This is a genomic window from Chryseobacterium contaminans (assembly GCF_001684955.1).
Taxonomy (GTDB): domain Bacteria; phylum Bacteroidota; class Bacteroidia; order Flavobacteriales; family Weeksellaceae; genus Chryseobacterium; species Chryseobacterium contaminans.
In genome coordinates, this window is record NZ_MAYF01000131.1 from 1 (window position 1) to 5176 (window position 5176).

A 5176-nucleotide genomic window follows, 5' to 3' on the forward strand; every position below is an offset into this window, starting at 1 on the left:
TCCAAAAATGATCAAAATGCTTGCTGATGACGAATTGCGTGTGAAATTAGCACTGTCTCTTCACTCAGCCATTGAAGCAAAACGTAATGAAATTATGCCTTTCTCTGATAAATTCCCGTTAACGGATATTATGGAGGCCCTTCAATACTGGTATCAGAAAACAGGTTCAGTAATCACTTTTGAATATTGCGTATGGAAAGGAATTAATGATGGAGATGAAGATATCAAAGCTTTAATTAGATACTGTAAGCAGGTTCCTTCAAAGGTGAACCTTATTCAATACAACCCGATCGGAGACGGAAAATATGACCAATGTAACAAACAGGCTGAAGAAAACTATATCCGCCAGCTTGAAAATGCAGGAATTACGGTAATGGTAAGAAGAAGCCGTGGTGGTGATATTGATGCTGCCTGCGGGCAATTGGCTAACAAAACTGCGGATTAAAATTTCCTTAAAAAAACCTTAAATTTCTCTTAAAGCATCGCTTAAAACCCTACCTTTGCACAAATTATTTTGTGATGATGGATTTTCTTATGAGCGAGGACGGGCTGGAACATGTATATGCCTGGGCTGTTCCCTTGCATGCTACAGTTATTTTAGCTGAAATGATTTACAGCCACGTTTCAGAAGCAAAGTTATACAGTGGAAAAGACCTTGCTACCAATGTTTATCTTGCTTTGATGAATTTTGGTCTTGATCTGATCATGAAGGCGTTTGCGATGGGAGTGATGTTTTTCTTCTACAATCACAGACTTTTTTCATGGGATCTTAGCATCTGGTATCTGATAGCTTGCTTTATAATTACAGATTTTGCTTATTATGTACTGCATTATGTGGATCATCGCTCCAGAGCATTCTGGGCTGTTCATATTACGCACCATAGCTCAGAATTTTTCAACCTTACAACAGGTTTCAGAAGCCCGGTATTACAGCCGCTTTACAGATACTTATACTTTTCACCATTGGCGTTCTTAGGGTTTAACCCCTGGCATATTATGGTAGCCTACGCTATCGGACAGGTATATGGAACCTGGGTGCACACCCAAACGGTAAAAAGTATGGGATTCTTAGAACATATTCTGGTAACTCCTTCTCATCACCGTGTTCACCACGCCTGCAACATCAAGTATCTTGATAAAAACATGGGAATGTGCTTAATTATCTGGGATAAAATATTTGGAACCTTCCAGAAAGAAGACCCGAATATTCCTGTAAAATATGGTATCTATCCAAAAATGCCGGATAACAGACCTGATACGGTACTTTTCTATGAATGGAGAAAGATCTGGAAAGATCTGAAACAGCCGGGATTAAAATTCACTGATAGAATCAACTATATTTTCAACTCACCGGGATGGAGACATGATGGAACCGGAAAAACAGTAAGACAGTATCAGAAAGAGTACTTTGCAAAACAGGCAGAGAAAGAACAGGCAAAAAATCAGAAACAGCAGAAAACTGCTTAATTTCAAAAATAAAATCAATAAAAATCTCTATGGAAGGGCGGGCTTTTAGCTCGTCTTTCTGTTTTTAGGAATGGGAAGGACAATAAATAGGGAATAGAAAGCAGAAGTAGATAGGATGAAATCTATTAATAGTAATCATCTTAATGAGTAAAAAATGACTGCCTTTATTCCACTCCTCTGGAGGGGTGGCGAAAATTCAAAGAATTTTTGACGGGGTGGTTTATACTACCAGTAGACACACCATTTTCCCTTCTATTTCTTATTTTTCCCTTACTTCATACATGCTATACACTCAAGTCCGTAAACCCTCAAACTCTCCAACACCCAAATCCTAAAACCCTCTCACCCAACAATCTTCCATTTAAACTAAAAGCCCTATTTTTGCTTTATGAAAAGAACATTTCTGTTATTGGCTTTTCTGGCCTTTCAAACTGCATTTTCTCAACAGACAGATTTCCTGAAAATAAAAAAATACAGAGTCAGCCATTTGGATGATAAAATCCAGGAAACTTCCGGACTGAATATTTTTAACGGAAAACTCTACACTTTTAATGATAGTGGAAACGCTCCTGAACTCTATGAGATCAATAAAACCTCAGGAGAAGTCCTGAAAACCTTAAAAGTAAATGCTAAAAATACAGATTGGGAAGCATTAACAAATGACGGAAGTAATTTTTATATTGGTGATTTCGGGAATAATGATGGAAGCAGAAGACACCTTACCATTTATAAGGTTCCTTTTCAGGGGGATAGTTTACAAAATAATCAGATAAAAGAAATTAAATTCCACTATCCGGAGCAGACCGATTATAAATCCAGTTATTTTAATACCGATTATGATGCAGAAGCAATGGTATATGCCCATGGAAAAATACATTTGTTTACCAAAGAATGGGTATCAAAGTCAACGGTACATTATATCATTGATCCTGAAAAGAATGAAAAACAGGATGCTGTAAAGGCAGAAACCTATAAAACAAACTTCATGGTGACAGATGCGGCCTATTTTGATAAGAAGCTTTATTTGATAGGGTACAGTAAGAAAACAGAAGTATTTATAGATGTTTTTACAGAAGCAGAACCCGGAATCTTTTTTAAAGAAAGACCTAAGCATTATTATCTGGGAAGTGCATTATCGATAGGGCAGATTGAAGGTATTGCTATAGACGAAACAGGAATCTCTATTTCAGGAGAAAAGTTTAAATCACCATTAGGAAGTACTAAGCCGGCCCTTTATTTTATCCCCAAAGAACAATTCAAAGATTAATTTTCGTTTAAAATTGAGCGAAAAAAATTATCTTTGTGAGAATTAATAATTTTATTCACCCAGCATTCGCAGATTGTGGCAAATACAGTAGAAGAAATTAAACGACCGATCAATGATGAAATGAAACTTTTTGAACAGAAGTTTTATGAATCAATGCAGAGTAAAGTCCCTTTATTAGATAAAGTAACCCGTTTTATTGTTACCACCAAAGGGAAACAAATGCGTCCTATGTTCGTATTTCTTTGTGCCAAACTGGTAGGAAATGTTACTGAAAAGACTTATCGTGGGGCCTCCATGATTGAGCTGATTCACACAGCTACTTTAGTACATGATGATGTGGTAGATGAAAGTTTCAAACGCCGTAATTTTTTCTCCATTAATGCTTTATGGAAGAATAAAATAGCTGTATTGGTAGGAGATTATCTGCTTTCAAAATCAGTATTATTATCTACAGACCATAAGGATTACGATTTATTGGGGGTTATTTCAAGAACAATTCGTGAAATGTCTGAAGGGGAACTTCTTCAATTGGAGAAAGCCAGAAAACTGGATATTACAGAAGATGTTTATTATGAAATTATCCGTCAGAAAACAGCTACTTTAATTGCTGCCTGCTGCGAGATAGGTGTTCTTTCCAACAATGCAGATGAAGCCCTGGCCAAAAAGATGATGGATTTCGGGACCTTTACAGGAATGGCATTTCAGATCAAAGATGATCTTTTTGATTATTTAAGCTCCAATGTAATTGGTAAACCGGTAGGAATTGATATTAAAGAGCAAAAAATGACACTGCCTTTGATTCATACTCTGAAAACGGCCAGTGAAAAGGACAGAAAATACTATTTCGATACTATCAAGCGTTATAATAACAATCCAAAAAGGGTAAAGGAGCTGATAGAGTTTGTTAAAAGTTCCGGTGGGCTGGAGTATGCCATCAAAGTAATGAAAGACTTCCAGCAAAAGGCAAAGGATATCCTGAATGAATTCCCGGAATCTGAAGCAAGAAAATCCTTACATATTATGCTGGATTATGTAATTGAAAGAAAGTTTTAAAAAATATTAATAAAAAACAAAGCTTCGGCGCACCGCAGGTGCGCCGAAGCTTTGTTTTTATGTTTTTCTGTTTATATTTTCTGTACCGTCACATTAGTCACATTTCCGTTTCCTGTAGGTCCCATCTCCGTTGATAAGATAGTGCATGATTGATTGGGAGCCGCTGTAAAACGAATCTGATAACCTGCTGTAGGCACTACAATTACAGTTGTATAATTCATAAGTTCACCAATTCTTGTGGTGGAAGTTAGGGCAGGAGTTGCTGCTCCTGCATAGTGGCTTCCTCTTCCCAGATAATTACTGTCCGGAACAGGCCTGATTCCTAAAAGTAACTGTGCTCCTGCAGAAATATTTGAAAAACTTGCCTGTAGTGTCACCAGATAATTGCCTGCCTGATTAAAGGTCAGAACCCCTGTAGAGGTATTGTAAGCGTAAAATGGGGAAGTGGCAACCGGGGTAGCAAACATAAGGGTAGCAATGGTAGCTGAAGTGGTGCTCTGGTCAGCAGCCAAGCGGGCGTGAAATAATGAATACGCTGTAAAGTCAATCGTTTTCAGAACACCAGTAGCGTCTGCTACCACTACTCTGTCTGTTCCGCCAATTCCAATATTGGAATTGATATTTCGGACACGTACATTTCCTGAACTTACATCCAGTTTTTCCGTTGGTGAAATAGTCCCGATTCCTACTTGTCCTGTATTGGTCACTGAGAAATCATTAGCTTGCTGTAATACAGAAGGAGCTCCGGAGGTTGCATTGTCTTTAGCTCCATCAATATGAAAGGTCGTCTGAGGATTTGATGTGTTTATCCCTACCTGTGCGAAGTAAAATGTAGAAAAGGCAAATACCTTAACTACGGTTAGTAATTTCTTTAACATCTTCTAGTGCTTTTTTAAATTATTTTAAAAATAATTACAATTAATATACCGAAAGATTTAAAATTGTCGTTTATAGATAAATATCTATGGGATTTGTTTGGATAATGATAATTTGATGTATGGGCTTGAATTAAATTATTTTCAGAGTTAAAATAATAACCGCCAGAACTATACAAAATAAAGCGATTAAAAATAAATAATCCGCAATACTCTCAAACGTGTATTCCCGTTTTTTATTTCCCGTCCTGATAGCCAGAAATGAAAAGAAGCAGCTGCAAGCAAAAAGAATACAGGCAAGTCCGGCAAATTCGTCTAAATACGTATTGTGGCTTATCTTAGCGATTTTTAATGAGGTAATAATAATCAAGGAAAACCCCAAAAGATTGCTGGATGCATTCAATATATGAGGTGACTTTTTTTCCATCTTTACAATTTTTTTCAAAATAAAGCACAATTTTTTTTATTATCAAATTTTTAAAAAAGATTATTAAAAATTAAAATTAATTTAAAA

At 36.5% G+C, this 5176-nt stretch carries 5 protein-coding genes and 1 pseudogene; 4 read left to right on the forward strand and 2 right to left on the reverse strand.

The features are described 5' to 3' along the window. The 4 genes and pseudogenes from BBH99_RS09315 to BBH99_RS09330 form a co-directional block, all read left to right on the forward strand. Positions 1-445, forward strand: a pseudogene (locus BBH99_RS09315) (23S rRNA (adenine(2503)-C(2))-methyltransferase RlmN); the annotation flags it as partial. A 77-nt stretch (positions 446-522) separates the two neighbouring features. Next, complete coding sequence (locus BBH99_RS09320) at positions 523-1467, forward strand: sterol desaturase family protein (RefSeq protein ID WP_394333780.1); 945 nt, start codon at positions 523-525, stop codon at positions 1465-1467. Positions 1468-1855: 388 nt separating this feature from the next. Then, positions 1856-2734, forward strand: a complete 879-nt coding sequence (locus BBH99_RS09325) for a hypothetical protein (protein ID WP_066694893.1) — start codon at positions 1856-1858, stop codon at positions 2732-2734. A 75-nt stretch (positions 2735-2809) separates the two neighbouring features. Continuing rightward, the gene (locus BBH99_RS09330) at positions 2810-3787 is read left to right on the forward strand and encodes a polyprenyl synthetase family protein (RefSeq protein WP_066694895.1); all 978 of its coding nucleotides are present in this window, start codon (positions 2810-2812) and stop codon (positions 3785-3787) included. A gap of 71 nt (positions 3788-3858) precedes the next feature. Here the strand turns inward: BBH99_RS09330 and BBH99_RS09335 are convergent, their stop codons facing one another. Together BBH99_RS09335 and BBH99_RS09340 are read right to left on the reverse strand one after the other, a co-directional pair. After that, entirely contained in the window at positions 3859-4665 is an 807-nt protein-coding gene (locus BBH99_RS09335) for a hypothetical protein (protein WP_066694897.1), read from the reverse strand. Between the two features lie 130 nt (positions 4666-4795). Next, on the reverse strand, positions 4796-5089 hold the full coding sequence (locus tag BBH99_RS09340) for a hypothetical protein (protein WP_045499073.1): 294 nt from the start codon (positions 5087-5089) through the stop codon (positions 4796-4798). Positions 5090-5176: the final 87 nt, after the last annotated feature.

Bases quoted from the DNA above. Each gene is read 5' to 3' on its own strand.
- BBH99_RS09320 (WP_394333780.1), top strand. From the start codon at position 523: ATGGATTTTCTTATGAGCGAGGACGGGCTGGAACATGTATATGCCTGG.
- BBH99_RS09325 (WP_066694893.1), top strand. From the start codon at position 1,856: ATGAAAAGAACATTTCTGTTATTGGCTTTTCTGGCCTTTCAAACTGCA.
- BBH99_RS09335 (WP_066694897.1), bottom strand. From the start codon at position 4,665: ATGTTAAAGAAATTACTAACCGTAGTTAAGGTATTTGCCTTTTCTACA.
- BBH99_RS09340 (WP_045499073.1), bottom strand. From the start codon at position 5,089: ATGGAAAAAAAGTCACCTCATATATTGAATGCATCCAGCAATCTTTTG.